Here is a 22,550-nt window from a genome sequence, read left to right on the forward strand (position 1 = left end):
CGGGACGTCACGGGCCGAGCAGCACGTCCCGCAGGAGCGTGAACGTCGCCGCCGGATCCTGGAGCTGCATGTCGTGGTGCAGGTGGGAGAGCCTGCGCACGTCCCACCCGAACCCCGTCAGGGCCGTGGCCAGCCCCTCGGGCAGCACGGCCTTGCTGTCCGCGGAGAGCACGACGGTGGAGGGAACCGGGGGCCGGGCGGCGGCCACCGGGTGGAAGGCGATGTCCCGGAAGATGCCAATCGCCATCCGTTTGTCGAAGCGCTTCGTCGCGTCCGCCATGAGGCGCCGCGTGCGCTCCGGGTAGCCCTTGCGCGCCGCCGCGCTCGCCCGCGCGGTGAGGAGCGCGGCCACGCCCAGGGTCAGCGCGGGCACCGCCCAGAACAGCCGGCCCCGGAGCCCGGTGGTCGGCAGGCCCAGTTGGAAGCCCGGGTCCAGGTACACCGCGTGGCCGGGCCGCAGGCGCTCCACCGCCGCCGCGAGCACCGCGCCCCCGAGCGAGTGACCCACGACGACGTCGAGGTCGTGCGGCAGGGTCTCGACGAGATCATCGGCGAACTCGGCGAGCGACCACGACTCCGCCCGCGCGCTGCGGCCATGGCCCCTCAAGTCGGGCGCGAACACCGTCACCTGGCCCGAGGCACGGAGTTGCTCGATGAAGGGCTCCCAGGTGGACGCATCCGCACCGAGTCCATGCACCAGGCCGATGCGGCGGGGGCCGCTCCCCACGATCGTCGTTTCGAGACGCATGCGGCCGAGCCTATCCCTCCGGAGCGGCCGAGCCCATGCCAAGCTCGTCTCCATGAACCCTCGACACCTCAGCCGGGGAGAGTTCCTCTCCCTCACGAGCCTGTTGGCCGGCTCCTCGCTGCTCCCCCGCCGGGCGGACGCGGCCCCCAAACCCACCGCGAAGCCCGCGCCCCCGCCGCCGGAGCCCCCGCAAGGTGACAGCCTGCGGCGAAGCTGCCGCGCCACGTTCACCGGCAGCACCCCCGAGGACGCGGGCACCGAGCTCATCCGCCTGGGCGAGTGGATTCGCGACCAGGGCCTGCCCTCGGATGCGTATGGGCAGAGCGCGTTCATCCAGGGCTTCGAGCAGAAGATCGCGGAACGGCTCGGCTTCGAGGCGGGGTGTTTCATGCCCACCGGCACCATGGGCCAGCTCATCGCGCTGCGCATCTACGCGGACGAGGGCGGCACCCGCACCGTGGGCCTCCATCCCTCCTCCCACCACGTGTTGCACGAGAGTGACAGCCACACCGTGCTCCATGGGCTCCAGCCGGTGGTGCTCTGCCCCTGGACCCGGCCCGTGCTCGCGGACGACGTGCGCAACGCGCGCGAGCGCCTGGGCACGCTCAGTGTCGAGTTGCCCGTGCGCTGGCTCGGAGGACAGCTCCAGACCTGGGAACAGCTCGAGGAGCTCAAGCGCACGTGCCGCGAGCGGGGGGTGAAGCTGCACATGGATGGCGCCCGGTTGTGGGAGAGCCAGCCCTTCTATGGCCGCTCGTACGCGGACATCTGCCGGGGCTTCGACTCGGTGTACGTCTCCTTCTACAAGCGGGTGGGTGCCCTGGGCGGGGCCATGGTCGTCGGGAGCAAGGACTTCATCCGGACCGCGCGGATGTGGCGGCACCGGCACGGCGGCAACCTCTTCCAACTGCTGCCCTACGTCGCCTCGGCGGCGATGAAGCTGGACACGGCCCTCGAGCGCCTGCCCCAGCAGGTGCGGCGCGCGAAGGCCCTGTCCGAGGCACTGGCCGCCGACTCCCGGCTCGTGGTGCTGCCCCGGCCCGCCCAGACCAACATGTTCCGCGTCTTCCTGCGCGGCGACGCCGCCGAGTTCTCCCGCCGCCGGGATCGCATCGCGCGCGAGGACTCCCTCTGGCTGACGCACGGTTTCGGCCAGACCCGGGTCCCGGGGGTCGTCGATACGGAACTCCAGGTCGGCGAGGGCCTCGCGGGCCTCGAGGACGCCCAGGTCGTCCGGGCCTTCCTCCGGCTGCTCGACCCCGCCTGAACCCGGCTCACGGCTCGGGGGGACGCAGCCGGGCGGTGACGCGCTCCAGGTGCCGCTGGAAGGCGGGACGCGCGGGCTCGAGCGCGAGGGCGCGCGTGTAGCTGTCACGCGCCTCGGCCCATTGGCCCGCGGCCTCCAGGGCTTCGCCCAGGCTGTCCCAGGCATTGCCGGAGTGGGCATACCACTCGGCATTGCGGCGCAAGGCGGCGAGCGCGGCGCGCGTGTGGCCCTGCTCCAGCAACTGGTAGCCCACGCCGTTGAGCATGTCCTCGGCGGGGTGCAGCTCCAGGCCGAGCCGTTGGGACAGGCGCGCGTAGTTCGCCTCGACCTTCGCCAGTGTCCCGGGCGTCGCCGGGTACTCGGGCACGATCCATCCCTCGAAGAGCGACTCCAGGCCCTCGGCGAGGGTGCGGTGGGGCGTGCTGACGTGGTGCTCCTTCTTCAGGAAGGCGTAGTGCCACCGCAGCCCCGGGGGGCGCGTGCGCGAGAGGGTGCGCGCGAGCCCCTGGATGGGCGCGAGCATGGCGGGCCCTTCGTTGCCCATGCTCATGTAGAGGAAGCGCTCGGGTGGAGGCAGTCGTCCGAGAGCCTGGGCCGCGTCTCGCGCCCACTGGCCATGGTTCCACCACAGGCTCGGGCTGCTGAGGATGAGGGCCTGGAAGGCCTGGGGCCGAGTCACCCAGGTCGACAGGCCGAACAGCCCGCCGTACGAGTGGCCCACGAGGATCCGATACGGCAGCGTGCGGTAGCGCGCTTCGATGCGGGGTCGCAGTTCCTCGTCCAGGAAGCGCAGGAACCGCTCCGCGCCGCCCGCCGAGGGCAGGGCCTGGGCGACCCGGATCGTGGGGGCGTTGGGCAGCCGGGCATCTCCCACCACGGGCGGGGTGAGATCCCTCGCCCGCTCCGTGTTCGAGATGCCCACGACGATCAACGGGGGGATGAACCCGCCCCGCGCCAGGAAGTCCACGAGCCCCGTGACGTGGTGGAAGTGCTCATCGCCATCCAACAGGTACAGGACGACATGACGCTCCGACGAGGCCTCGTAACCGGGCGGCAGATGGACGAGGAAGGACCGGTCCTCGCCGAGCGTGTCCGAGTGCAGGGTGAAGCGGGTCCCGAGGAAGAGGGGCTGTCCCTGCTCGACGGGCTCCGCGGACAAGGCCTCCCACGGCGGCAGCAGGGCGAGCAGAAGGATCGAGAGCGGAGCGAAGCGCATGGCGGCGTCAGCGCACCCAGCCGATGACGCCCCACGGGATTGGGCGGGTCTGGGACGGAGGCTCATCGATGCGGATTGTCGCATGACCGGGAGCTGCTCGAAGCGGGGGCGGCACCCGCGGCCCGGGCCAGGCGCTCGGACAGCCGTCGCAGGTGCTCGCGGAGCTCGGGCGGCTCGTGGACCTCGAAGTCGAAACCCGTGGCGCTCAGGAAGTACGTGAGCATCTCGAGGCTGTCCCCGCCCGTGCTCACGCGGCACCACCCCTCCCCTTCCTCCTCGATGCGCACGGCGACGGCGGACAACTGCTCGGAGACCACACGCGCCGGGGCCAGGAACGTCACCCGCGCGTGGATGCGGTAGACCTCCGTCGAGACGGCCTGAGAGACGTAGGCCGCCACGTCCTCGGAGGGCAGGGGCCGGGGCCGGAAGGCGCGTCCCGGCCGGGGCGCCGGACCGATGCGGTCGACGCGGAAGGTGCGCCAGGCGTCCCGCTCCAGGTCATACGCCAACAGGTACCAGCGCGAGCGCGTGTGCACGAGGCGGTAGGGCTCCACCGACCGCTGGCTCGCCACGCCGTCCCGGTTGCCGTAGTCGAAGCGCAGCTGGACCTCGTCGCGGCAGCAGCCCGCGATCACCGCCAGCGCCTCGGCGTTCACGACGGGCCCCGAGTCCCCGAGCCGCACGCTCACCTTCTGTAGCGCGTTCACCTGCCGGCGCAGCCGCTTGGGCAGCACCTGTTCGAGCTTGCCGAGGGCCCGCACCGCCGCCTCCTCCACGCCCTGCACTGGACCGGTCGCCGCGGCGCGCAGGCCCACCGCGATGGCCACGGCCTCGTCGTCCTCGAGCGGCAGCGGGGGCAGCTCCTTGCCCGCGCCGAGCTGATAGCCGCCGCCCACGCCCCCCGCCGCGTGCACCGGGTAGCCCAGCGTCCGCAACCGCTCCACGTCCCGGCGGACGCTGCGCTCGGTGACCCCGAGCTGGTCCGCCAATTCCCCCCCGCCCCAGAAGCGCCGGGATTGCAGCAGGGACAGCACCTTGAGCAGCCGGGCGGAAGTCTGGACCATGGCGAGCGCTCCTCACATCGCGGACCGTATCTGTCCGCGATTCTTCCTACCTTCTCCTTGTCACCGGGGCGAGCCCGAAAGCGCCGCCCCTCCGCCCAGGAGTTCCGACCATGACGACCACTTCCGCCACTTCTTCCCGCGCCCCGGGTGTCCAGACGTATGCCGGCAGCTGCCAGTGTGGCGCCGTGCGCTTCGAGGTCGGCCTCGACCTGAGCACCGGCACCATCCGGTGCAATTGCATCAGCTGCACCAAGACGGGCTGGTGGAGCATGGTCGTCAAGCCCGAGGCCTTCCGCCTCGTGTCCGGCCAGGAGTCCCTGCGCGACTTCTCGCGCTCGGAGGCCTCCCATGCCCGCTTCTGTGGGGTGTGCGGCATCCGCGTCTTCAGCCACGGGAACGTCCCCGAGCTGGGCGGCGCCTACTCCTCGGTGAACCTCAACTGCCTGGACGGGGTGGACTTCGCGGGCGTGCCGGTGAACTACCTCGATGGGCGCCACGACACCTGGGCCCCCCTGGCCCACGCGCCGTACACGAGCCCCTTCGCTCCCGCGGCCCACGCCCGCGCCTAGCGGGTATGCTCGCGCTCCCCGCGCCGCGCGAACACGGGGAGAGAGCGCCCCATGCTCGTTGAGTCAGGACACAGCATTTCCTGGACGTTCATTGGAGAGGTCGTGTCGACGGCCTTCGCCATGCCCCAGCACGAGACGATGACCCGGGAGCTGAAGGTCACGTACGAGGCCGAGCGGGAGCCCTTCTTCCGGTCCGCGCTCGCGGCGCTGGGGGATCCCGTCCTCCAGCGGCATGACCACGTCGAGTACGTGAACATCGGCCTGGAGATTCACAAGCACTACGTCCTGGGCGGGCTCGGCAAGGGCCAGTGGGTGCTCATCGAGCTCAAGCTCTGGGCGCGCTCGAACGAGCCCCAGGGCTACCTGCTGGAGATGGTGGACGTGCGGGACGCGCGCACCCACCCGGACTGGCTGGCCGCCTACCGCAAGCAGAAGAAGGCCCGGCGCTGACGCGGGGCCCCTGGCGCTACCCGAAGGCGTCGTGGCCGGTGATGGCCTTGCCGAGCACCAGGGTGTGCACCTCGTGGGTGCCCTCGTAGGTGAAGACGCTCTCCAGGTTGAGCATGTGGCGGATGGGTGGGTAGGCGTCGGTGACGCCATTGGCGCCGTAGATGCTCCGGGCCGAGCGGGCGATGTCCAACGCCGCCTTCACGTTGTTGCGCTTGGCCAGGCTCACCATGACGGGGGTCAGCTTGCCCTCGTCCTTGAGCCGCGCCAGGCGCAGGGACAACAGCTGCGCCTTGACGATCTCCTGGAGCATGTCCGCCAGCTTCTCCTGGGTGAGCTGGTAGGCGGCGATGGGCTTGTCGAACTGGCCCCGGCTGAGCGCGTACTCCCGCGCGCCCTCGAAGCAGGCGATGGCGGCGCCCGTCACGGCGAAGGCGATGGTCATGCGCGCGTTGTTCAGACAGGACAGCGGGCCGCGCAGCCCCTTCACCCCGGGCAACATGTTCGCGTCGGGCACCCGCACGTCCTCGAAGAACAACTCACCCGTGGTGGAGGCGCGCAGGGAGAACTTCCCCGGAATCTCGCGGGTGGTGAAGCCCGGCATGCCCCGCTCCACGAGGAAGCCACGCACGGACTCCGGGCCGCCGTCGTCCGTCTTGGCCCACACCACGGCCACGTCGGCGATGGACGCGTTGGTGATCCACGTCTTGGAGCCGTTGAGCACCCACGTGTCCCCGTCCCGACGCGCCCGGGTGCGCATGCCGGCGGGGTTGGAGCCGAAGTCCGCCTCGGTGAGACCAAAGCAGGCGATGCGCTCGCCCCGGGCCATGGCGGGCAGGAAGCGCTGCTTCTGCTCCTCGCTGCCGTAGGCGTGGATGGGGAACATGCACAGCGAGCCCTGCACGGAGGCGAAGGAGCGCAGCCCCGAGTCCCCCCGCTCCAGTTCCTGGAGCACGAGGCCATAACTCACGGTGTTCATGCCCGCGCAGCCATACCCCTGGAGGTTGGCGCCGAGCACCCCGAGTTCGGCGATGCGGGGCACGAGGTGCGCGGGGAAGGTGCCGTCGCGGAAGTGCTGCCCGATGATGGGCAGGATCTCGGCGTCGACGAAGCGGGCCACGGAGTCCCGGGCGGCCTTCTCCTCGTCGGAGAGCAGGTCATCCAGGCGAAGCAGATCGGTGATGTCCGCGCGGGGCATGGGCGCCTTGTAACACCGGAGCCCCCGGGCGCACGAGGACCCGGCTATCCTCGGTGCCCATGACGACATCCAAGAAAATCGCGGTGGTGACGGGGGCGAGCCGGGGCATCGGCCTGGCGCTGGTGCGCGGCTTCGTGAAGGAGGGCTACGAGGTGTGGGCCCTGGCGCGGGCGGCGGATGCGCTGGAGAAGCTCGCGGCCGAGTCGAATGGCGCGGTGCGCCCCCTGCCGCTCGACGTGGCGGACGAGGCGGCGGTGCTCGCGGCGGCGCAGAAGATCCGCGAGGCGGGGACACCCCGCGTGCTGGTGAACAACGCGGGCATCACCGTGTCGGCGCCCCTGAACAAGACGAGCATGGAGGACTTCCACAAGGTGATGGCGGTGAACGTGGCGGCGCCCTTCCTGCTGTGCCGCGAGCTGATTCCGGCGATGGCGGCGGCGGGCGGCGGGCGGGTCATCAACATCGGCAGCATGGCCGCGACGCGCGGGGTGAAGTACACGTCCGTCTACTGCGCGTCCAAACACGCGCTCCTGGGGCTCACGCGCTCGCTGGCCGCGGAGTGGGCGCGCAAGAACGTGACGGTGAACATCGTCAATCCGGGCTGGGTGGAGACGGACATGCTCAGCAACGCCAAGGCGGCCATCAGCAAGAGCACGGGCCGCTCGGAGCAGGAGGCCCACGCGGCGCTGGCGAACATGAACGCCATGGGCCGGGTCATCCAGCCCGACGAGGTGGCGGCGCTCTGCCTCTTCCTGGCCTCGGACGCGGCGGCCACCATCACCGGCTCGGCGTACAACATCGACGGCGGCGAGGCGGGCTGAGCCCCCCCGCGATGCGTCACGGCGTGGAGGGGTAGCGCTCCAGGATCCGTCCATCAGGTGAAACGGCGTACAACTCGAACCAATCGAACTCGAGGCTCACGCCGACGGCCCAGCCACACCGATCGGGCCGCCGATCGATCCGAACGAAATAGAGGCCCCCTTCCTGGCCAACGACCACATCCAGGGCGCGCGCGGAGTATTCGCAAGCGCCCACGTCCCGCCGGGAAAACCGGCGAGGACGTGTTGGAGCACGGCGTTGGCGGCGAGAACGGCGGGACCCTCCAGCGTGGCCAGGGGTTGGAGCGCTTCGGGCCAGTGGATGCGGCGCTCGGACGAGGAAGACGTGGCGGAGAGACCCATGTCTGGGAGCGGAACGAGCGGCAGCGAGGTGTCCACTCCACCATTCACGGAAAGCGCACTGAGCACGGCGAGGCAGAAGGGATTCATCGACAATCGTCTCCGGAAGGGCTTGTTTTCTCCAGTCCGACCCGTGAAGAACTCAAGGAAACCTCCGCGACGACCGAGTGGCACAGCGGAGCAGCAGTGGGAGTGAATCCGGCCCCCGCCCTGGTCTAACGTCGCGGCTCCTTCCAGGAGCGAGCCGCCATGAAGATTCCGTCGCGCAAGACACTGCGGTCCGAGCTGGACCCATTGGGGTATGGCGCGCGCGTGGCGCGAGCCGCCCGGCTGGCCCACGAGGGCCGCGAGCACCCCGACCTCGCCCGACTCTTGAATGACCTCGTCGCGGGCAGTGTCGATGAGGCCCTGCTCGCGATGGAGATGGCCCGCGCCTCGGGAAACCAGGCCCTCCTCCTCGAGGGCCTCACCCATGCCTCGTGCGCCGTCCAGCTCCGCGCCGCCTCGCTCGCCGGGGCCCATGTCCGGGACGAGGCCGCGCTCGAACAGCGTCTGCCCGAGCTCGCCCCCGCCGTGCGCCGCCGCCTGCTCAAGAGGATCGTGCTCGCGCGGAGGGAAGCCCTCGCCGCCCGGCTCTTTCCCCTGGTTCGCTCCCGCCATGGCGACGCGGAAGCCGCGCTCCTGCTGCCCATGCTCGACGCGGACACGGTGGGCGAGCACCTGCCCGGGCTCGCCCACGTGTGCTCCGCCTGGTCCACGCTCGTGCGCCGCCACCCCGACGTCGTGTGGGACCTCCTCCGCGAGAGCATCACCTCCGCCTCCGAGCCCTACCGCCGCGCGCTCTTCCTCGTCTTCCGCACGCCCCTGCAGGAGTTGCTCCTCGTGCGCGCGGACGCGGTGCTCGCGCTCACGCACGCGTGCGCTCCCCCGAACGAGCTGCCGTCCTTCCTGGAGAAGTACCTCCCCCACCTCATCCGCCAGCACCCCGCCGCCATCGCCGGGCTGCTGCTGCGCCCCGCCTACCGGGGGGCGCTGAAAGAGCGGTGGCTGCGCCCGGGCGCCGCGCGCGAGGCCCGGTTCTTCTCCCCCGAGCACCGGCTCGCCCTCGCGCGCGCCCTGGCGGACGATCCCGTCACCCTCGCCCGGTTCCTCGAGTCCTTCGCGCCCCCCGAGCGCCCCGCCCTCTTCGCCCACGCCTACGAGGGCGCGCCGCCCCTCGTCCACCCCACCAGCCTGTTGAACACGCTGCCCACCGCGACCCGGGACGCCGAGGCCGCGCGACAGCTCGAGCTGCGTGAGGTCCGCGAGAACAAGTCCCAGTGGTTCTCCACGCTGGCCTCGCGCCACATCGAGCACGCCCGCGCCCCCTTGATGGAGGCGGCCCGCGCCAGCAAGGCGGAGGACCGGGCGTGGGCGCTCGACCTGCTCGTGTCCTGCACCGCCCTGTCGCGGCGGGGGCTGGACGAGACGCTGGGCGCCCTCGCGCGCTTGAAGAACGAGCAGGATCCGGTGCGCGCCGCCGCCCTGGAGGCGCTCGCCGACGTGCCCCCGGGCCAGTTCTCCGCCGGGCAGGTGCCCGCGCTCCAGTCGCTGGTGACCTACGTCGTCGAGGCGCGGGACACCTCACTGCAGACCCAGCGGGCCGTGCAACGGCTGGCCTTCCAGCAGATGCGGGCCCATGCCACCGCCCCCGGGCATCCCCTGTTCGCCTTCGCGCTGGAGACGCTGCGCCGGCTGGCGGCCCACTCGGGCGCGCTCGTCCTGCCGCCCCTGGAGCGTGACCTGCCCCGGGGCACCGAGCACACCCTCTTCGAGGCCCTGCGGCCCCTGCTGCGCGCCGCCCAGGAGCGCGAGAGCCACGCCTTCATCCTCGCGCTGGCGCGGTCGCTCGGCCGGAGGGCCTGGAACGTGGAGCCCCTGCAGGACCTGCTCGCCAACATCACCCGGGCCACCCCGGACATGTGGGCCCAGGAGGCCATCCAGCTCTGGCTCGCCCCGCCCCGCACCCGGGACGCGCGCGTGCGGGCGCTGCTCAATCGCGACGAGAGCACCATCACCCTGCCCGCCGTCTTCACGCACGTCCATCGGCGCCGCCAGGAGTGGTTGGATCCCTTCCTCCAGGGCCGGGCGCTCCGGGGGCGCTACAGCACGGGCAAGACGGGCTGGGTGCCCCCGGCCACCGACGGCTTCCTGCGCTGGCTGCCCCGACAGCGCGAGCACTTCCTGGACGTGCTGCTGCTCATCGCGGGCGATACCCAGCGCAGTGACTGGGAGCGCATGCGCGTGGTGCGCATCCTCCCGGGCATGCCCGAGGTGGACACGACCACGCTCGCGCCCTTCCTCGCCTCGCCCAGCGTGCCCGTGGTGGAGGCGGCGCTGGGCGCGCTCGCGGCGCTGGACCGGCCCGAGCCCGCCCTGCCCCTCTTGATGGAGCACCTGGACGGAGACCGGGCCCGGGTGGCCATGTACGCGGTGCCGCGCGTGGCCCGGCGCGTGCCCTCCCGGGTGTTGAACGCCGCGCTGGAGGCCGTGCTCTCCCGCGAGCGGCTCAAGGTGACGGTGGCCAAGGAGGCCCTGCGGCTGCTCGGCACCTTCCGCTCCGCGCACGGCCTGGCCCTGCTGCGCCGACAGTGGGCGCGGCCCGGACTGCATCGGGACGTGCGCATCGCCATGGGCCATGCCGCGCGGCAGTGGCTCGACACCCCCGAGGCGTGGGAGCTGCTCGAGGAGATGGCGCGCGCCCCGGACGCGGACATGGCCCGGAGCCTGCTGGATGCCTCGCCCATGGCCCTGACGCCCGAGTTCCGCCAGCGCTACCTCGCGCTCCTGCTCCAGGTGTCGCGCCACCCGGACCTGGACACGCGCCGCCGCGCCTTCACCGCGCTGCCCGCCTGGGCCGAGAACGAAGAGGAGGCGGTGGCGCGAGAGGCCGCCGCCCGGGTGCTGGACATCGCCCACGGCGCCGAGTGGCCCGAGGCCCTGGGCGCCCTGGTGGGGGTCATGGGCGAGGCCCGGGCCTTCGAGCAGGTGAAGGCGTGCGTCGCGCGGCTCGTCTCCGCCGTGCCCTCCGCCGACGCCACCCCCGAGCGCGACGTGCCCGAGCGCCAGCGGCTCCTGCGGCTGTGTGGCGCCCTGGAGCAGCGGCCCCGGTCCGAGCGGCTCGAGCTCCGACCCCACCTGGACGCCGTGGCCCGGGAGCTCGCGCGCGAGCCCACCCTGTGGGAGCAGGGCGTGGCGCTGCGCCTGGCGGGCCTGCCCTGGAACGACGCGGCCGACAACGTCCGGACCCTGCTGGAGCTGGCCGCCCACGTGGACGCGGAGCCCTACCAGGCCCTGCTGCTCTCCGGACTGATGACGCAGGTGCTGGAGGCCGCGAAGGACGAGTGCGTGCCCGAGGTCCTCCTGGAGACGGCCGCCGGGGTCCAGGCCCGCTGGCCCCTGGGCGCGGTGGCGCTCGTCGCGCGGGCGGGTGAGCGGTTGCACTGGCGTGAGGACGCGGCCGAGGCCCTGCGGGCCCTGCGCCGCCACCCCCATGCCTTCGTGCGCTCCGTCGCCCTGGCGGTCTTCACCGCCCCGGAGGGGTGAGTCAGACGGTGATGCCGCAGGGAATCCTGTCGGGCTGGAGCACGGTGTAGGGCACCTCGCGCGTGGCGTTGAGCAGCTTCACCGCCGCGAGCTGCCCGCGCAGCCGGGTGTGGAAGCGCTCGCGGATGGCGAGGAACTCGGGCTCGTGGAAGTACGTCTCGCGCCAGCCCCCCTCGCTGAGCAGGAACTCCTCGTCCTCGCCGAAGCTCGCCAGCGCGCGGCCCATGGCCACCTGCCAGAGCGTCTGGGCCCGGGTGGGAATCATCTCCGCGAAGTCCGCCGCCTGGAGCACGCCCTTCTTCGTGGGCGGCGGCTGGCGCATGCACAAGGGCGCGTTGGGCACGAAGGCATAGTGCTCGTACTGCAGGGAGTTGACCGCCGCGTGGTGCACGCTGCCCGTGAAGAGCACCGTGGTGAGGATGTCCACCAGGTCCGCCACCCGCGTCAGCTCCGTGCACGGCAGCTTGTCCACGGGCAGGCCGTGCGTGGTGAGGTCCTTCCACCAGGCCTGCATCTCGGTGTCCTGGAGCAGCTCGGCGCTGGACTTGTAGAAGCGCGCCAGGGTGTCGCTCACGAACGCCTCCAGGGCGTCCCACAGCGGCAGGGCATCGTCGCGGTAGGGGTAGTCCGGGAGGACGGAGGGCGCCAGCACCCCGCGGCGCGCCAGGTCCACGCGCGGCTTGTTGTCGAGCAGCGTCCAGCGGCCATAGCCCTTCTGGCCCAGCTTGAGGTGGCCCTTGTCCGGACCTCCCGTGGCGATGAACTCGTCGAACACCCCGCCCGCGTCGAGCAGGCTCTTGCGCGTGCCCTCGTTGATGGCGAGCGTGTAGCGGAAGTGGCGCCGCATCAGCTTGTAGACGGGGTGTCGGTCGGACAGGTTGCGCAGGGAGGCCACGACGAAGGGCTCCACGACGAAGTGCGTGCGCAGCGCGTGGGACACCAGTTGGTGGGTATTGCCCTCGCTGCAGCGCAGGTAGAGCTTCGCGGCGAGCCAGTCCTGCGCCGGATCATTCGGCGTGAAGACGGGGGCGGTCGCCGGATCGCGTCCGAGCTGGATGGCCAGCGGCCGCAGCTTGCGCGAGTCCTCGAGGTACAGCAGGCAGCGCGCCGGGGGTGCCCATCGCCGCTCCTCCACGCCCTCCTTGTCGACCCGACGGAACATGGGGATGTCGTCGAGGATCTCGAAGTCGAGCAGGAAGACGCGCCGGGCCGCGAGGGCCTCGGCCAGGGTGGAGCCCGGAGACAGCAGGCCGCGCACCTCCGTGTCCGAGAGCGGCAGGCCCTCGGGCAGGGCGGTGATGGAGGTGATGTGCAGCGGGCTCACCCCCTGCACCGCCTGGCGCGCGAACTCGTGATCGTCCTGCCAGCGGGGGGCGACCCGGGGCTTGTCCTGGCCCTTGAAGAGCCCGAGCGTGTCCACCAACCCGTTCCACGCCTTGCCCAGCAGGGGCATGTTCGTGCGCAGACCGGCCATCGTCTTGGCGATGACCGACTCGGAGCCGCCCTGGGACAAGCCCCGGTACAGCTCGTCCTTGGGCAGGGGCCGCCGCGCGCTGATCTCCATCGCGCCGGGCAGGCCCGCGGTCGCCCCGGCGGGACGCCACGTGTACATCTCCTGGCGCTCGTGGAGCTGCGCGCGCCGGGCCTCGGCCAGCCGGGGCTCGGTCTCGTGCTGCGGCAGCCGCGCCGTGCCCTCGAGCACCTCGACCGTCGAGTTGCGCAGCACCCAGCGGTAGTGCGGAAAGCGCCAGTGTCTGTCTCCCAGGGAGACGACGACAAAGTCGAGGAACCAGTCCCCCGTCACGCCCGCTTCGTTGGAGAACCGCAGCGCCAGGAGCTCGCCGAGCTCCCGGGATTTGATGTCGTAGACGTCCTCGGCGCCCGCCTCGAAGTCATTGTAGAAGCGCTTGTCGAGCGCGTGCGATTCGCTCTCCCCCTTCGCGCCCACCAGGACCACCGAGATGTCGCCGTCCGTGCCCGCGCCCGCGCGAGCGCCCGTGCGGATCTTGATCTTGTAGGTCACGGTCATGAGTTCCTCCTGGAGTGAAGGACCCATACACAACGCACTCGGCGTGCGCATCTCAATCCGCCCAGAGGCCAGGCCTTCCACTCAGGGCGTACCGACGGGACGACTGACGAGTCAGCCGGTCAGGGAGCGCCCGCGCCCGCCAGCGCGTCCAGGTGCTGCTGGGCCTCGGCCACGTCCTTGCCGAACTCGGCGAGGTAGCGCTCGCGCTCCTCGCTCGTCCATTCGTCCCGGGAGAAGCGGTCCAGCGTGTACGCGCCCGTGGTGTGGACGAGGCCCGGCAGGGGCTTCACCAGCGAGCGATCCGGGTCTCCCCGCTCGTGCAGGAGGAAGCCGTCCACGTCGCGCAGCCGCAGGGGGAAGTCCGGGTTCTTGTCGTGCAGTTGCAGGCCGGAGATGTACAGCGGCACCTCGCGCGTGCCCGCCTGCAGCTCGTCGTTGAAGTTCAGGTAGGCGAAGGGCACGCCCGCCTCGTCGTCCACGCGCGCCGCGAAGACATACCGGCCCGCCTTGCGGACCTGGAGGCCCAGGTAGAGCCGCAGATGTCCCCCTTCCACGGCCTCGCGCACCTTGCCGGTGAAGGTGGCCGGAGGCGCCGCGGTGAACATGATGTCGAAGAACGCGCCGCCCTCCGCGTTGTTCTGGGCACGCACGCGGAAGTCCACGCGCAAGGTGCCCTCGAACATCGCGAAGCCCTGGCGCGCGGGCTGGAAGGACGCGGTCCACTGGCCGTCTCCCGCCACGTCGTCCCCCGAGTGGCCCGAGTCGTTGAACGTCAGGGGCATGGGGGCCATCTGTCCCGCCAGCTCCATGTGTGGCGCCTCGTGCGCGGTGGCCGAGTGCACCTCGCAGGACAGCGGCTGACCGGTGTGTCGGTTCTCGCAGCCCACGAAGAAGCGCACGACCTCCTCGCCCACCACGAAGACCTTCTCCTGCTTGAGGCGCAGCGCGATGTCCCCCTGCTCCTTGCCCAGGGGCTGCCGGCGCTCGGGCGAGGCCGGGTACACCTGGTCCGGGTGCTCCTCGATGGGGCGGGACTCGGGCGGATAGCGCGTGGAGCTCCGGTAGGAGTCCAGCGAGAAGCGGGCCCGCTCCAGCCGCTCGCGCCACAGCGCGCGCTCGGCCTCGGCGGCGGACAACACGGGCGCATCGACCCGGGGCGGCCCCGCTTTGGGGGCGCGGGGCGCACCGGGCGGAGGGACCTCGGCCCGAGCGGCGGACGAGGACCCCCGGGAGGGCACCTCGTCCGGGCCCGGCGTGGACCGGAAGAGCGTCAGGGAGAGCAGCACCCCGCCGATTCCCAGCACGAGCGGAAGCAGCAAGAGGGACCACCGGTTGCGGCGTGGGGTGTGCTTCATGAGAGGTCTTCCGGTGAGGCGCGATGGGGACTACTTCGCGTTGGTGGCCACGTCGGCGCGCACGGGCGCGATGATACCCGCCCAGTTGCCGGCGGCGTGGTGATCGTAGGCCTCATTGTCATCGCGCAGCTTCACCGAGTGGTAGGACCACTTGGCCTGGCCGCTGCTGCACGCGGAGGTGCCGGTGTTGAGCGTGCCGCCGCAGAACAGATCGCCCGGGTTGCACAGCGAGGCGCCCGAGGAGCCCGAGACGCCGCCGGTGGAGTGGTACGACACGGCCTCGTCGTCCTGGCCCGGGAGGATGCCCGAGTAGAGCGTGCCCTTGGACCCGGCGAAGTTGTAGAACCACACCGAGCGCGTGGTGTTGTGGTTGTACATGGCGCGCGCCGTGGTGGTGACCAGGTCGCTCACGAGCGGGTCCTTCACCGCCCACTCGCCCTTGTCCGCGAGCTCGCTGCCGCCGGACGCGCCCGAGGCCACGTCCACCCACTTGATGTTCCAGCCCGTCTGGGTGCCGCCCACGTCGCCGCACACGCCGCTCGAGTTGGGCCGGGCGTCCTTCTTGTTGCGCGCGGAGCCGCCGTACATCGACAGCGCGTAGCCGATCTGCAGGTCACCCGCGCTGTGCACGGCGACGTAGCACCAGTTGCCATTGGTGCAGTAGCAGTCGAGCGCGTCGCGCACCCGGTAGTTCTCCACGGAGATGCGCTGGGTGCCGTTCCAGTTGACGGCCTTCTTGTTCACACCCGCCGCGGCGCTGCTCGGGCCCCAGTAGGAGAAGTCGGCGTGGTTGCCGCCCTGGGTCTTGTTGTCGTTCTTGCCGTGGATCCACAGCGTGTAGTTGGTGGCCGACGCCTCGGCGCCGACCAGGGCGGCCGTCACGGCGACCGCGCGGATGAACGTGTTCATGGGAAGGGCTCCTGCTGCTCGATGGGGGAATGAGGGAACCCGGTTGGCGGGCAGCCAGCCGGGGCGTCCACTCTTTCTTAGAATTCAGGAACTCTTCAATCCCCCTGAAGTCGAGACTTGACGACTCAACGCGTCAAATCCGCTTTTCCAGGGCCCTCCCGGGGGGAGGACAGGCGGGAGAGCGGGTGTGTCGGTCGCACGACACTGGATGCATAGCTTGAGCGGAGCACCACTTCTGCCCGAGGGCCGCCCATGTCCACGCTCGACGTTCCGTTGACCTTGTTGGATCCCGAGGGCGGTTGGATCAACGCCCCGGTGCACGTGCATGACCTGCATGGCCGACCCGTGCTCCTGCACTTCTGGAACGAGCGGGACGTGGGCAGCCGGGCCCGACTGCCCCAGTTCAAGGCCTTGATCGAGGAATTCCAGCCCCGGGGCCTGCAGGTCATCAGCGTGCACGTGCCCCTGCCTGGCGAGGCGCTGGAGCGCGCCATGGACACCAACCGCCTGGAGACGCTGACGAAGCGGCTGGGCTTCCACCACCCGGTGGCGACGGACGACGGCTCCATGGCCCTGGCCTACGGGGTGGATGGCTCCCCGAGCTACCTCGTCTACGACGCGCGACTCGTCATGCGGCTGCGCGTGACGGGCGAGGAGTCGGTGGAGGCGGTGCTGCGGCCGCTGCTGGAGCAGCTCACCCACGCGGAGTCTCTTTCCCAGGACGCCCACGCGCCCTGATCCCGAGGAGGACACATGACTGGACGGAACAAGAAGGACGCAACGGGCTCGCGGTTCACCCTGGGCGCGCTCGCCGCGGCGGGGCTGGGCGCGGTGATGGGCCTCAAGGCCCTGCGCCGGGAGCCCGTGAGCTTCAAGGGGCGCACGGTGCTCATCTCGGGCGGCTCGCGGGGCCTGGGGCTCGTGATGGCGCGGCGGTTCGTGGCCGAGGGCGCCCGGGTGGTGCTCTGCGCCCGCGAGGAAGTGGAGCTGGCGCGGGCCCGGGACGAGCTGGAGCGCGCGGGCGGCGAGGTGCTCGCCCTGCCGTGTGACGTGACGGACCGCGTGCAGGTGGAGGCCCTGGTGGCGCGGGTGCACGAGCGCTTCGGCGTGGTGGACGTGCTGGTGAACAACGCCGGCATCATCCAGGTGGGGCCTCTCGAGTCCATGACGGAGGAGGACTTCGAGGAGGCGATGAACGTGCACTTCTGGGGTCCGCTGTACATGACGCTGGCGGTGCTGCCGGAGATGAAGCGGCGGGGCTGGGGCCGCATCGTGAACGTGTCCTCCATCGGCGGACGCGTGAGCGTGCCGCACCTGGTGCCCTACAGCGCGAGCAAGTTCGCCCTGGTGGGCCTGTCGGACGGGCTGCGCGCGGAGCTGGCCCAGGACGGCATCCGGGTGACCACGGTGTGCCCCACGCTGATGCGCACGGGCAGCCCGCCCAACGCCTTCTTCAAGGGGGACCACGAGGCGGAGTACGCGTGGTTCGTGACGGGTGACTCGCTGCCGCTGCTGTCGATCAGCGCCGAGCGCGCGGCGGGGCAGATCGTCGAGGCGTGCCGCCGGGGTGACGCGGAGGCGCTGGTGGGCGCGACGGCGAAGCTGGCGGCGCTCGCGCGCACCCTGGCCCCCGAGCTGACGGCGGCGGTGCTGGCGGGCATCAACCGGATGATGCCGCAGGACGGCAGCACGGAGCGCCACCGGGGCCGGGACAGCGAGACGCCCCTGACGCGCTCGTGGGTGACGCAGCTCACGCGCTGGGCGGCCCTGCGCAACAACGAACTGCTGCACTGAGGCGCCAAGGAGGCCCCAAAGAAGAAGGCTCCCCCCGGGGATGACCCGGGGGGAGCCTGGAGTACGACCGGTGGACGGAGAACTACTTCTTGTCCACGTCGATGTTCGGCACGAAGGGCGGAGGAATCGGCTCCTTGCCCGCGGCCTGCTTCAAGGTGTCACCGGCATCCTGGTTGAGCTCCGTGCCCTTCTTCTTGTTGAAGTCGTGCTTGGTCTGCTCCCAGTCGCGCTTCAGGGCTTCCTTCACCTTCCCCGGCTTCTTGTATTCCATGCTCGCCTCCCTGTGGTGAGGGGAAGATAGGGAGGGCGGACAGAGGGGCCAGTCCCCCGGCCAGGGTTGACCGGACAGCGGCCAGGCGGGCGAGCGCTCAGCCCTTCACGAGGCCATCGCGCTCGGCGGCGTCCCACCAGCGGCCCTTGTCCTCGGCGGCCCGGGCGAGCTGCTCGCGCAGGGCGGCGATCATCTTCACGTTGCCGTCCTGCTCGTAGCCCTTGAGGGCCTCCTGGCACCGGGGCACGCGCTGGAGGAAGTCGCGCAGCACGTCCACGGTGAGCTCGGACGCGTGCATGCCGTAGCCGAGTTTCTCCAGGTAGAGCGCGTTGAGCACCTGCTCGAACTGGCCCTTGAGCGGCAGGGTGAGCATGGGCTTGCGCAGGTAGACGGCCTCGCTCATGAGGGTGTAGCCCCCGCCGGCCACCACCGCGCGCGCGGTGCGCAGGTCGTCGATGAAGCCCTTCTCGCTGAAGGGCCGGTAGAGCAGGTTGCCGTCCCGCACGTCCTCGGTGAGGTCGCGGCGCAGGCCGTAGATGTGGCACGTCAGGCCGCTCTGCTTGAGGATGTCCGGCAGCGCCGTGTTGGTGGTGGTGGTCTGGTAGACGAGCAGGTGCTCACCGGGCTCGGACTTCGCGGCGAGGATCTCCGGCCGCAGGATGGAGGGCAGCAGCGACGTGCGCTCCTTGCGCACGGGCGGATAGAAGAACGTGGTGGCCAAGTAGTGGAAGCACCCGGGCAGCTTCGCCTTCACGAGCGCGCGCGTGCCCTCGAAGTCGTCCTCCCACCCGGCGAGCAGCTCCGGCTCGTGCTTGCACCGGTTGATGATCTGCATGTTGTCCACGCTGATGACGGGCAGGCGGTGGTTGCGGCCGAACAGGTAGCTGAAGCTCTCGAAGTCGCTCACCACCACGTCCGGCTTGAAGCTCTCCGCCAGCTCGAAGTACTGGCGGATGTTGTGCGGCCAGCCCTTCACCGCGCCGGAGAGGTTCTGCAGCAGCGTCTGCAGCTTCTTCACCGAGTTGCCCTCGTACGCCAGGGTGAGGCCCCAGATGCCGTGGACGTTCTCGAAGCGCTTGGACAGGTAGTCCTTGGCGCGCCCGGAGACGACGATCTGCACCTCGTGCTCCCGGGTGAGTTCCTCGAGCAGGACCCGGGAGCGGGTGGCATGACCCATGCCTTCGCCAACGACACCGTAGAGGATTCGCATGGCCCGAGCATACGCGGGATGTGGCGCCCGGAGGCCATGGGCGCTAGCGTCCGCCCCCATGCAATCAGAGGCGAGCGGCCCCCAGGAGGCGGCGACATCGAAGCGGTTGGTGCGCGCGGGATTGATGGGCTTGAGCGGCGGGCTGCTCCTGGGCGGCCTCGCCCTGCTGGCGCTCGGGTTCTATACGCGCCTGGTCCCCGTGGACTGCCTGGACCTGTCGGACGTGCAGTGCGGCTTCACCCGCGACGCCTCCGTGAGCATGGGGCGCTTCCAGACCCTGATGGGCGCTGGCCTGCTCGCGCTGGGCATCGCCGGCATCCTCCTCTTGCGGCAGCCCAAGGCCCCCGCGCCCACTGCATGATGTTTGGGGCTCAAGCGGCCCCGCTCCGGGTGAAGACATCTTGGCGGTGGACGTAGAACCACTAATTATGGCTGGCCACGTCATAAGGCTTCGGTTAGGAGGGGCACCGCCCTATGCAGCTTGAATCCTTGAAGATGTTCTGTGACGTGGTGGAGACGGGCTCCTTCTCGCGAGCCGCGCAGCTCAACCACGTGACGCAGTCGGCGGTGAGCCAGCAGATCCGCGCCCTGGAGAACCGGTACGAGCAGAAGCTGTTGTCGCGCAGCGCGCGGCAGGTGACGCCGACGCCCGCCGGCGAGCGGCTGTTCCGCGGGTGCAAGGAGATCCTCGCCCGCTTCGCCGAGGTGGAGCAGGAGATCCGCGAGCAGTCCACGGAGGTGCAGGGCACCACGACGGTGTCCACCATCTACTCGGTGGGCCTGCACGAGCTGCGCAACGTGCAGAAGCAGCTGCTCAAGACGCACCCCAAGGTGAACATGCGCCTGAACTACCGGCGCAACGACCAGGTGTACGACGACGTCATCCTGGGCGCGGCGGAGATTGGCATCGTGGCCTACCCGCAGCCGCGCGCGGGCGTGGACATCCACCCCTTTCGCGACGACAAGCTCGCGGTGGTGTGCGCGCCCAACCACTCCTTCGCCACCAAGAGCAAGGTGAGCCTCACGGCGCTCTCGGGCGTGCCCTTCATCGCCTTCGACCGCGAGGCACCCACGCGCAAGGCGCTGGACCGGCTGGTGCGCGAGAAGAACCTGGACCTGAACCCGGTGATGGAGATCGACAACGTCGAGACCATCAAGCGCGCGGTGGAGATGGGCATCGGCGTGGCCATCCTGCCCATGGCCACGGTGTCGGCCGAGGTGGCGCAGGGCACGCTCGTGTCCAAGCCCTTCGCCGAGGGCGCGGTGTCGCGGCCCATCGGCCTGCTCATCCGCAAGGGCAAGTACCTGGACCGGGCCTCGGCCGCGGTGCTCGAGGCCTTCAAGCTGGCCGAGGCCGCGGGCGACGAGTCCTGAGTCGGCGCGGCCTCACTCCGCCGCGGGCAGCGCCGCGAGCCACGGGGTGAGCAGGCGCGCGCAGTCGTCGGGGTGGGTGAAGTAGGGCACGTGGCCCGCGCCCCGCAGCAGATGCTGGGGCGTGCCGGGCGGCAGCGAGGCCGCCAGCCGCGCCATGGACGCCGCGGGCACCAGCACGTCATGGCTGCCCTGGATGCACACGCACGTCACCGGCAGCGCGTTGAGCGGCGCGGGCGGTGGCTCCCGGGGAATGGCGAAGGCCCGGTGCCAGGTGCTCATCCGCTCGCGCCGCGTGGTGGGCACCACCTCGGGCACGCGCGACCAGGCCACGGGTCGCCACGAGGCCAGGGCCGCCGTGAGCGGGCCCGGCCGGCCCAGCAGCGCGAGCGGCCCCATGATGGGCAGCAGATGACCCCGGGGGCCCAGGTGCTCGGGCCGGGTGAAGGAGCCGAGGAAGGCCACGCCCCGCACGGCCCCCGCCAGGGCCAGGTGGGCGGCCACCATGCCCCCGAAGGAGCTCGCCACCACCGCGTCCACGGCCCCCGCGGCCGCGAGCACCTCCCGCGCGAGCGCCCCCGCGCCCCGCGCCGCGTGCGGCCCTTCCGGGTACTCGACGAGCACGGGACGCGCCACCCGCGACAGCCGCTCGGCGAGCGCCTCGAAGCCCGAGCCGCGCGCGCCCAGGCCGGGCAACAGGAGCACCCGGGGGCCCCGCCCCGCCACCGCCTTGAGCTCCACCTCGCGCCGCATCGGGCTCCTCACGCTCGTCCAGGGCGCGTGCCTACCACGAGACGTCCACCTCGATGAGCAGGGGGGAGACCTGCCGCACCACGGTCGCCACCTGGGCGACCTGGGTGAAGGAGAACACGCCCCGCACCGCGCCCTCGTAGTACTCCGCCGGCAGCGGGCTGCCCTGGATGGAGATCCGGGCCGCGTGGGTGCCCATCCACGTCACCGTGCAGTCCCCATGCCGCACGGCGGTGCGGTAGGCCGAGGGAAAGCCGTTGAGCAGCCGCCGGGGCTCGCCCGCGGCCAGCAGCACCAGGACCCGCCCCGTGCCCGACTCCAGGTAGTCCGGGGCGATCTCCTGGCCCAGGTGCCGCATCACCTGGGCGAAGTCTCCCCGGGGACCCTTGAGGGCCCAGGCGGCCGTGTAGAGCAGCCGGAGCATGGCCGACACCGGGTAGCTGAAGAAGAACATGAAGCGGTCTCCCCCCGCCGCCTCCTCGCACTGGCGCGTCACCGCCTCGTCCCCGAGCAGCCGCACCTGGGCGAGGATCCCGGTAAAAAAGAAGCCCCGGAGCGTGGCCTCGGGGGCGACGAGCGCCATCCGCTCTTCCAGGTCCTGAGGTGAGCCTTTCTCCGTCATCGCTCGCTCGGTGGCCGGGGGGGCAGGTGACCCCGTCAGCTGTTGGAGGCTGGACGGCATTCGACCCAAGGTCCTGCCGTCGGGGGGGTCCATCCAGTCTACACTCCCGACCATGAACCCACTGAGCCCAGGTGACATCCTCGCAGGCACATGGCGGGTCGTCCGCGCCGCCCTTGGCGATGAACCCGACACGGAGTGTCAGGTGGAACCTACCCAGGGAGAAGGTCCGGGCCGCCTGACGCTGTGGCGGACGCTGCGCGCCCCCACGCCCGGCGAGCTGGAGCACTTCTCGCGGACGATGCGCGCGGCGGAGGCCACCGGCAACGCGGCCTTCCCGCCGGTGAAGGACGTCGGGTACGACCCGGCCCGCGAGGCCCTCTGGGTGGTGCGCCCCTGGTGGAACGGCGAGTCGCTGCCCTCCATGCTGGGGGGCCTGCACGCGGTGGGGCTGGACATCCCCTACCTCCAGGCGCTCGCGGAGCAGCTCGCCCAGGCGCTCGACACGGCGCATGCCGCGGGGCTGGTGCACGGGCGGCTGCGCGCCTCGCGGGTGCTGGTGGCCTCGGGTGAGGGCGGCGCGCGGGCATGCGTGCTCGACCTGGGGTGGGAGCAGTTCCGGCGCGCCCAGGGCCAGGACTGGCTCAAGCCGCCGCAGGTGGGCGAGGAGTACCTGGCCCCCGAGTCGGGCGAGTCGGGGCCCGTGCCCGCGACGGCGGACCTGTTCGCCTACGGCCGCATCGTGCGGGACATGCTGGCCACGCGGAAGGACGGCGCGTGGACGGGCCGATGGGAGGCGTGGGTGGAGAAGGCCACGGCGAGCGAGCCCTCGCGCCGCTTCGCGAGCGCCACCGAGGCGTGGAGCGCCCTCAAGCCCATCCTGCGCACCCTGCCCGACCCCGCCCCGCCCCGCCCGGAGAACTACGAGCCCGAGCCGCCGGATCCGCTCACCCTGCCCTCGCGCGAGTGA

The 22,550-nt window shown here is 71.3% G+C and carries 21 protein-coding genes; 10 read left to right on the forward strand and 11 right to left on the reverse strand.

Annotation, left to right across the window (positions count from 1 at the left end):
• Nucleotides 1-7: 7 nt before the first annotated feature.
• A complete protein-coding gene (locus I3V78_RS34025) occupies nucleotides 8-748 on the reverse strand; it encodes an alpha/beta fold hydrolase (protein ID WP_239576853.1) in 741 nt (246 codons plus the stop codon).
• Nucleotides 749-800: 52 nt separating this feature from the next.
• Between I3V78_RS34025 and I3V78_RS34030 the strand changes: the two genes are divergently transcribed.
• Nucleotides 801-2,015: a threonine aldolase family protein gene (locus tag I3V78_RS34030; protein ID WP_204494287.1), complete on the forward strand. Its 1,215-nt coding sequence runs from the start codon at nucleotides 801-803 to the stop codon at nucleotides 2,013-2,015.
• Nucleotides 2,016-2,022: 7 nt separating this feature from the next.
• Here the strand turns inward: I3V78_RS34030 and I3V78_RS34035 are convergent, their stop codons facing one another.
• Together I3V78_RS34035 and I3V78_RS34040 are read right to left on the reverse strand one after the other, a co-directional pair.
• Nucleotides 2,023-3,231, reverse strand: coding sequence for an alpha/beta hydrolase-fold protein (locus tag I3V78_RS34035; protein WP_204494289.1), 1,209 nt, complete (start codon nucleotides 3,229-3,231; stop codon nucleotides 2,023-2,025).
• Between the two features lie 62 nt (nucleotides 3,232-3,293).
• A complete protein-coding gene (locus tag I3V78_RS34040) occupies nucleotides 3,294-4,295 on the reverse strand; it encodes a helix-turn-helix transcriptional regulator (protein ID WP_204494290.1) in 1,002 nt (333 codons plus the stop codon).
• 110 nt (nucleotides 4,296-4,405) lie between these two features.
• Between I3V78_RS34040 and I3V78_RS34045 the strand changes: the two genes are divergently transcribed.
• Nucleotides 4,406-4,864: a GFA family protein gene (locus I3V78_RS34045; protein WP_204494292.1), complete on the forward strand. Its 459-nt coding sequence runs from the start codon at nucleotides 4,406-4,408 to the stop codon at nucleotides 4,862-4,864.
• Between the two features lie 102 nt (nucleotides 4,865-4,966).
• Nucleotides 4,967-5,314, forward strand: a complete 348-nt coding sequence (locus tag I3V78_RS34050; RefSeq protein ID WP_204494293.1) for a hypothetical protein — start codon at nucleotides 4,967-4,969, stop codon at nucleotides 5,312-5,314.
• A gap of 16 nt (nucleotides 5,315-5,330) precedes the next feature.
• Here I3V78_RS34050 and I3V78_RS34055 read toward each other — a convergent pair whose 3' ends face one another.
• Nucleotides 5,331-6,509, reverse strand: coding sequence for an acyl-CoA dehydrogenase family protein (locus I3V78_RS34055; protein WP_204494295.1), 1,179 nt, complete (start codon nucleotides 6,507-6,509; stop codon nucleotides 5,331-5,333).
• 59 nt (nucleotides 6,510-6,568) lie between these two features.
• Here I3V78_RS34055 and I3V78_RS34060 point away from each other — a divergent pair, with 59 nt between their 5' ends.
• Both I3V78_RS34060 and I3V78_RS34065 read left to right on the forward strand, forming a co-directional pair.
• Nucleotides 6,569-7,330: an SDR family NAD(P)-dependent oxidoreductase gene (locus I3V78_RS34060; RefSeq protein WP_204494296.1), complete on the forward strand. Its 762-nt coding sequence runs from the start codon at nucleotides 6,569-6,571 to the stop codon at nucleotides 7,328-7,330.
• Nucleotides 7,331-7,936: 606 nt separating this feature from the next.
• The gene (locus I3V78_RS34065) at nucleotides 7,937-11,272 is read left to right on the forward strand and encodes a hypothetical protein (RefSeq protein WP_204494298.1); all 3,336 of its coding nucleotides are present in this window, start codon (nucleotides 7,937-7,939) and stop codon (nucleotides 11,270-11,272) included.
• A 1-nt stretch (nucleotide 11,273) separates the two neighbouring features.
• On the opposite strand, the gene I3V78_RS34070 is transcribed toward I3V78_RS34065, so the two are convergent.
• From I3V78_RS34070 to I3V78_RS34080, 3 genes are all read right to left on the reverse strand, one after another.
• Nucleotides 11,274-13,301: a lipoxygenase family protein gene (locus I3V78_RS34070; RefSeq protein WP_204494299.1), complete on the reverse strand. Its 2,028-nt coding sequence runs from the start codon at nucleotides 13,299-13,301 to the stop codon at nucleotides 11,274-11,276.
• 119 nt (nucleotides 13,302-13,420) lie between these two features.
• Nucleotides 13,421-14,656, reverse strand: a complete 1,236-nt coding sequence (locus I3V78_RS34075) for a hypothetical protein (RefSeq protein ID WP_204494300.1) — start codon at nucleotides 14,654-14,656, stop codon at nucleotides 13,421-13,423.
• Between the two features lie 30 nt (nucleotides 14,657-14,686).
• Nucleotides 14,687-15,565 (reverse strand): hypothetical protein, encoded by an 879-nt coding sequence (locus I3V78_RS34080; RefSeq protein WP_204494302.1) that lies wholly within the window; start codon nucleotides 15,563-15,565, stop codon nucleotides 14,687-14,689.
• A 252-nt stretch (nucleotides 15,566-15,817) separates the two neighbouring features.
• Between I3V78_RS34080 and I3V78_RS34085 the strand changes: the two genes are divergently transcribed.
• Both I3V78_RS34085 and I3V78_RS34090 read left to right on the forward strand, forming a co-directional pair.
• On the forward strand, nucleotides 15,818-16,303 hold the full coding sequence (locus I3V78_RS34085) for a TlpA disulfide reductase family protein (protein WP_204494303.1): 486 nt from the start codon (nucleotides 15,818-15,820) through the stop codon (nucleotides 16,301-16,303).
• A 15-nt stretch (nucleotides 16,304-16,318) separates the two neighbouring features.
• The gene (locus I3V78_RS34090; protein ID WP_204494305.1) at nucleotides 16,319-17,359 is read left to right on the forward strand and encodes an SDR family NAD(P)-dependent oxidoreductase; all 1,041 of its coding nucleotides are present in this window, start codon (nucleotides 16,319-16,321) and stop codon (nucleotides 17,357-17,359) included.
• An 82-nt stretch (nucleotides 17,360-17,441) separates the two neighbouring features.
• Here I3V78_RS34090 and I3V78_RS34095 read toward each other — a convergent pair whose 3' ends face one another.
• Together I3V78_RS34095 and I3V78_RS34100 are read right to left on the reverse strand one after the other, a co-directional pair.
• A complete protein-coding gene (locus tag I3V78_RS34095; RefSeq protein ID WP_204494307.1) occupies nucleotides 17,442-17,630 on the reverse strand; it encodes a hypothetical protein in 189 nt (62 codons plus the stop codon).
• Between the two features lie 97 nt (nucleotides 17,631-17,727).
• Nucleotides 17,728-18,840, reverse strand: a complete 1,113-nt coding sequence (locus tag I3V78_RS34100) for an MJ1255/VC2487 family glycosyltransferase (RefSeq protein WP_204494308.1) — start codon at nucleotides 18,838-18,840, stop codon at nucleotides 17,728-17,730.
• Between the two features lie 58 nt (nucleotides 18,841-18,898).
• Here I3V78_RS34100 and I3V78_RS34105 point away from each other — a divergent pair, with 58 nt between their 5' ends.
• Nucleotides 18,899-19,201, forward strand: coding sequence for a hypothetical protein (locus I3V78_RS34105; protein WP_204494310.1), 303 nt, complete (start codon nucleotides 18,899-18,901; stop codon nucleotides 19,199-19,201).
• Between the two features lie 113 nt (nucleotides 19,202-19,314).
• Nucleotides 19,315-20,214, forward strand: a complete 900-nt coding sequence (locus I3V78_RS34110) for a LysR family transcriptional regulator (protein ID WP_204494312.1) — start codon at nucleotides 19,315-19,317, stop codon at nucleotides 20,212-20,214.
• 12 nt (nucleotides 20,215-20,226) lie between these two features.
• Here the strand turns inward: I3V78_RS34110 and I3V78_RS34115 are convergent, their stop codons facing one another.
• Together I3V78_RS34115 and I3V78_RS34120 are read right to left on the reverse strand one after the other, a co-directional pair.
• Nucleotides 20,227-20,964 carry an alpha/beta fold hydrolase gene (locus I3V78_RS34115; RefSeq protein ID WP_204496903.1) on the reverse strand — a complete coding sequence of 246 codons (738 nt, stop codon included), beginning with the start codon at nucleotides 20,962-20,964 and terminating at the stop codon, nucleotides 20,227-20,229.
• 31 nt (nucleotides 20,965-20,995) lie between these two features.
• Complete coding sequence (locus tag I3V78_RS34120; protein WP_204494314.1) at nucleotides 20,996-21,544, reverse strand: DUF2378 family protein; 549 nt, start codon at nucleotides 21,542-21,544, stop codon at nucleotides 20,996-20,998.
• 241 nt (nucleotides 21,545-21,785) lie between these two features.
• Between I3V78_RS34120 and I3V78_RS34125 the strand changes: the two genes are divergently transcribed.
• Nucleotides 21,786-22,550 (forward strand): serine/threonine-protein kinase, encoded by a 765-nt coding sequence (locus I3V78_RS34125; RefSeq protein ID WP_204494316.1) that lies wholly within the window; start codon nucleotides 21,786-21,788, stop codon nucleotides 22,548-22,550.

The organism is Archangium primigenium, assembly GCF_016904885.1.
Classification (GTDB): Bacteria; Myxococcota; Myxococcia; order Myxococcales; family Myxococcaceae; genus Cystobacter; species Cystobacter primigenius.

What these genes read in the sequence shown, in the direction of transcription:
- I3V78_RS34025 (WP_239576853.1), bottom strand. Translation starts at nt 748, where the DNA reads ATGCGTCTCGAAACGACGATCGTGGGGAGCGGCCCCCGCCGCATCGGC.
- I3V78_RS34030 (WP_204494287.1), top strand. Translation starts at nt 801, where the DNA reads ATGAACCCTCGACACCTCAGCCGGGGAGAGTTCCTCTCCCTCACGAGC.
- I3V78_RS34035 (WP_204494289.1), bottom strand. Translation starts at nt 3,231, where the DNA reads ATGCGCTTCGCTCCGCTCTCGATCCTTCTGCTCGCCCTGCTGCCGCCG.
- I3V78_RS34040 (WP_204494290.1), bottom strand. Translation starts at nt 4,295, where the DNA reads ATGGTCCAGACTTCCGCCCGGCTGCTCAAGGTGCTGTCCCTGCTGCAA.
- I3V78_RS34045 (WP_204494292.1), top strand. Translation starts at nt 4,406, where the DNA reads ATGACGACCACTTCCGCCACTTCTTCCCGCGCCCCGGGTGTCCAGACG.
- I3V78_RS34055 (WP_204494295.1), bottom strand. Translation starts at nt 6,509, where the DNA reads ATGCCCCGCGCGGACATCACCGATCTGCTTCGCCTGGATGACCTGCTC.
- I3V78_RS34060 (WP_204494296.1), top strand. Translation starts at nt 6,569, where the DNA reads ATGACGACATCCAAGAAAATCGCGGTGGTGACGGGGGCGAGCCGGGGC.
- I3V78_RS34065 (WP_204494298.1), top strand. Translation starts at nt 7,937, where the DNA reads ATGAAGATTCCGTCGCGCAAGACACTGCGGTCCGAGCTGGACCCATTG.
- I3V78_RS34070 (WP_204494299.1), bottom strand. Translation starts at nt 13,301, where the DNA reads ATGACCGTGACCTACAAGATCAAGATCCGCACGGGCGCTCGCGCGGGC.
- I3V78_RS34075 (WP_204494300.1), bottom strand. Translation starts at nt 14,656, where the DNA reads ATGAAGCACACCCCACGCCGCAACCGGTGGTCCCTCTTGCTGCTTCCG.
- I3V78_RS34080 (WP_204494302.1), bottom strand. Translation starts at nt 15,565, where the DNA reads ATGAACACGTTCATCCGCGCGGTCGCCGTGACGGCCGCCCTGGTCGGC.
- I3V78_RS34085 (WP_204494303.1), top strand. Translation starts at nt 15,818, where the DNA reads ATGTCCACGCTCGACGTTCCGTTGACCTTGTTGGATCCCGAGGGCGGT.
- I3V78_RS34090 (WP_204494305.1), top strand. Translation starts at nt 16,319, where the DNA reads ATGACTGGACGGAACAAGAAGGACGCAACGGGCTCGCGGTTCACCCTG.
- I3V78_RS34095 (WP_204494307.1), bottom strand. Translation starts at nt 17,630, where the DNA reads ATGGAATACAAGAAGCCGGGGAAGGTGAAGGAAGCCCTGAAGCGCGAC.
- I3V78_RS34100 (WP_204494308.1), bottom strand. Translation starts at nt 18,840, where the DNA reads ATGCGAATCCTCTACGGTGTCGTTGGCGAAGGCATGGGTCATGCCACC.
- I3V78_RS34105 (WP_204494310.1), top strand. Translation starts at nt 18,899, where the DNA reads ATGCAATCAGAGGCGAGCGGCCCCCAGGAGGCGGCGACATCGAAGCGG.
- I3V78_RS34110 (WP_204494312.1), top strand. Translation starts at nt 19,315, where the DNA reads ATGCAGCTTGAATCCTTGAAGATGTTCTGTGACGTGGTGGAGACGGGC.
- I3V78_RS34115 (WP_204496903.1), bottom strand. Translation starts at nt 20,964, where the DNA reads ATGCGGCGCGAGGTGGAGCTCAAGGCGGTGGCGGGGCGGGGCCCCCGG.
- I3V78_RS34120 (WP_204494314.1), bottom strand. Translation starts at nt 21,544, where the DNA reads ATGGCGCTCGTCGCCCCCGAGGCCACGCTCCGGGGCTTCTTTTTTACC.